Source organism: Streptomyces sp. PA03-1a, from assembly GCF_033792805.1.
Classification (GTDB): Bacteria; Actinomycetota; Actinomycetes; order Streptomycetales; family Streptomycetaceae; genus Actinacidiphila.
In genome coordinates this window covers 1-2,923 of the sequence record NZ_JARAVO010000433.1, presented here as the reverse complement: position 1 = coordinate 2,923, position 2,923 = coordinate 1, and the positions used below count along the sequence as shown (strand labels likewise).

4 protein-coding genes and 1 tRNA gene are annotated in these 2,923 nt (G+C 71.1%); 2 read left to right on the top strand and 3 right to left on the bottom strand.

Translation table 11 applies throughout. From position 1 onward, the window contains the following. On the top strand, positions 1-831 hold an 831-nt coding region (locus PV341_RS44505; RefSeq protein ID WP_500360950.1), incomplete at its 5' end, for an ATP-dependent helicase C-terminal domain-containing protein. Here the strand turns inward: PV341_RS44505 and PV341_RS44500 are convergent. Both PV341_RS44500 and PV341_RS44495 read right to left on the bottom strand, forming a co-directional pair. Continuing rightward, positions 800-1,537 carry a hypothetical protein gene (locus PV341_RS44500; RefSeq protein WP_500331954.1) on the bottom strand — a complete coding sequence of 246 codons (738 nt, stop codon included), beginning with the start codon at positions 1,535-1,537 and terminating at the stop codon, positions 800-802. The two genes, PV341_RS44505 and PV341_RS44500, sit on opposite strands and share 32 nt — an antisense overlap. Positions 1,538-1,648: 111 nt before the next feature. Next, positions 1,649-1,721: transfer RNA gene (locus tag PV341_RS44495), tRNA-Leu, on the bottom strand. Positions 1,722-1,820: 99 nt separating this feature from the next. Here PV341_RS44495 and PV341_RS44490 point away from each other — a divergent pair. Further along, positions 1,821-2,447 carry an ANTAR domain-containing response regulator gene (locus PV341_RS44490; protein WP_499511266.1) on the top strand — a complete coding sequence of 209 codons (627 nt, stop codon included), beginning with the start codon at positions 1,821-1,823 and terminating at the stop codon, positions 2,445-2,447. A gap of 18 nt (positions 2,448-2,465) precedes the next feature. On the opposite strand, the gene PV341_RS44485 is transcribed toward PV341_RS44490, so the two are convergent. Beyond that, on the bottom strand, positions 2,466-2,923 hold a 458-nt coding region (locus PV341_RS44485), incomplete at its 5' end, for a hypothetical protein (protein ID WP_500360948.1).

Below are 2,923 nucleotides of genomic sequence, written 5' to 3'. Positions count from 1 at the left end.
GCCGGCTCCCCCGCCGCCCGCGTACGCCTCGCCGCCGTCATCGACGAGGACACCGCCCGCACCGCCGCCGCGCCCCTGCTCACCGAGACCGACGAGGTCACCTGGGCCGACGGCGACGTCACCGCCCACCACGCCGCCCGCCTCGGCGCGATCACCCTCACCACCCGGCCCCTGACCGACCCCGACCCCGCACAGCTGCACACCGCGCTCCTCGACGGCCTCCGCCGCGAAGGACCCCGCCTGCTGAGGTGGACCCGCGACGCCGACACCCTGCGCCGGCGCCTCGCCTTCCTCCACCGCGAGATCGGCGCCCCCTGGCCCGACGTCTCCGACGAGGCCCTGCTCTCCCGCGCGGACGACTGGCTCGCCGCCGAACTCGCCACCGCCCGCCGCCGCGCCGACCTCGCCCGCATCGACGCCGCCACCGCCCTGGGCCGCCTCCTGCCCTGGGCCACCGGCGACGCCGCCCGCCTCGACGAACTCGCCCCGGAACGCCTGGAGATCCCCTCCGGCTCCAAGGTCCGCGTCTCCTACGACGACGACCGCCCCGTCCTCGCCGCCAAGCTCCAGGAGCTCTTCGGCTGGACCGACACCCCCCGCATCGCCGGCGGCCGCGTCCCCCTCCTGGTCCACCTGCTCTCCCCCGCGGGACGCCCCGCCGCCGTCACCGGCGACCTGGCCTCCTTCTGGCGCGACGGCTACCGCGCGGTGCGCGCGGAACTCCGCGGCCGCTACCCCAAGCACCCCTGGCCCGAGGACCCCACCACGGCGGTCGCCACCCGGCACACCAACGCCCGCCTCAATGCTTCGGGCCGACGAACCGGTCCATGAGCGCGACGGCCTCCCGGCGGGCGACGGAGATGTTGCAGGCGTTGGCCTGCCTCCAGGCGACGCCGAGGGCGTCGAGCGTGTCGGTGCACAGGCGCCGGATGTCGTCGGACCTCTTGGTGAAGAAGTAGCGCGGGTACTCGTAGCTCCTGGTCCCGCCGGCCACGGTCCGTGTGGTCCGGTTGACGACCCGGCTCCCGTCGGAATGGATGAGCCCACGCAGGAAGTCACAGGGCCGTTCGTCGACGACGGCCTGTTGCCAGGGCTCCAGCGCGATGCGGCGCTCGTGCTTCCTGCCGGGTCCGTGCTGGGGGAAGAGGCAGGGCCAGTGATCGCTGTAGGACGTGACCATGGTGCAGCCCTGGGTGTGGACGCGGCACACGGAGTTCCCGGGCCGGACGGCCCTCATGGCCTGCTCGCACGCGTCGATCAGTCCGGGCCAGGCGTCGCCGCAGGCGATGCGCAGGGCGTGGCCGCCGCGCGGCTGGGCGCTGATGCAGCCCTCGCCGAGGTAGAGGCCGAGCAGGTAGGCGTAGGCGGGGCCGGATGCGCGGCCGGTGCAGTCGGTGCCGTTTCGCCTGGGTTCGATGCGGGTGCGCCAGTCACGGATGGCGGAACGGGACACACCGGTCATCCGGCTCACGGAGTTCAGGCTCCGGCCTTCGACGAGGAGCGCGAGGGCCCGGCGGCGGGTTTCCAGGTCGTACATGTGAACGACTTTGGCGTGATTCCCGCCACGCGTGACCGGAAATCCAGTGCCGCTCACTCGACTCAGTGAAGATCACCCTGAGTGATAAACGCCTTGAATTTGAAGGTGGAGTACCCCGGGTGGGATTCGAACCCACGCTATATGGTGTTTGAGACCATTGCCTCTACCGCTGGGCTACCGGGGCTTCCTTTGAAGCGAAGGCTAGCGTATACCCTCCGTGTCCTAAACATACCGGAGATAGGTAGGCTCTTGGGGCAGCACCTGCCCTGGAACGAGGAGTCCCGTGAGCGCCGCCGAGCCCGTTGACGAGCAGTCGCACGTACCGCCGCTGACCACCCGTGTGGTGATCGCCGAGGACGAGGCTCTTATCAGGCTCGACCTGAAAGAGATGCTCGAGGAGGAGGGCTACTCCGTCGTCGGTGAGGCGGGTGACGGCGAGACGGCCGTGAAGCTCGCCGAGGAGCTGCGGCCGGACCTGGTGATCCTGGACGTGAAGATGCCCGTGCTGGACGGGATCTCGGCCGCGGAGCGGATCGCCAAGGAGAAGATCGCGCCGGTGCTGATGCTGACCGCGTTCTCGCAGCGCGAGCTGGTGGAGCGGGCCCGGGACGCCGGCGCCATGGCGTACCTGGTCAAGCCGTTCAGCAAGAGCGACGTCGTCCCGGCGATCGAGATGGCCGTGTCGCGGTTCACGGAGCTGCGGGCGCTGGAGGCGGAGGTCGCGGACCTGAGCCTGCGGCTGGAGACACGGAAGCTGGTGGACCGGGCGAAGAGCGTCCTGCAGACGAAGTACGGGCTGACGGAGCCGGCCGCGTTCCGGTGGATCCAGAAGACGTCGATGGACCGTCGCATGACGATGCAGGCGGTGGCGCAGGCCGTGCTGGACGAGGTGGACGGCGCCGCCAAGTAGCGTCGGCCGCGGACCGGGTCAGGCCGCGTGGTCGGGCCAGTCGCGCTGTGGCAGGGGGATGTCCGCCGTGGGCATCCCTTTGTCGTTGGTGACGGCGAGGTGGTCGACGGCGGCGTCGCGGGGGATGTCGAACCACAGGTCGTAGGTGGCGCTGTCGTGGGCGCCGATGTCGATCGTGAGGGGCTGGCGCTTGATCTGCATGGCCTCCCAGTCCATGGTGCGCCGGCTGCCGTCGGTGAGGACGAGCCGGTGGAGGTCGTTGTCGAGGCGCGCGCTGACGGCGTCGTCGACCGTGACGGTGACGCGGATGCGGCAGAGGCGGCCTTCGGCGGAGTGTTCGGCGTGGGTGCCGACGATGACGGCGATGCCGCACCGCAGGGCGAGGGCGCGGAATTCGAGGTTCCCCGCGTGGACGGCCGGTGCGTCGAGGGGGATTTCGAGCTGACGGAGGGGTTGGCCGGTCCGGGGTGGGGAAG

Bases quoted from the DNA above. Each gene is read 5' to 3' on its own strand.
- PV341_RS44500 (WP_500331954.1), bottom strand. From the start codon at position 1,537: ATGTACGACCTGGAAACCCGCCGCCGGGCCCTCGCGCTCCTCGTCGAA.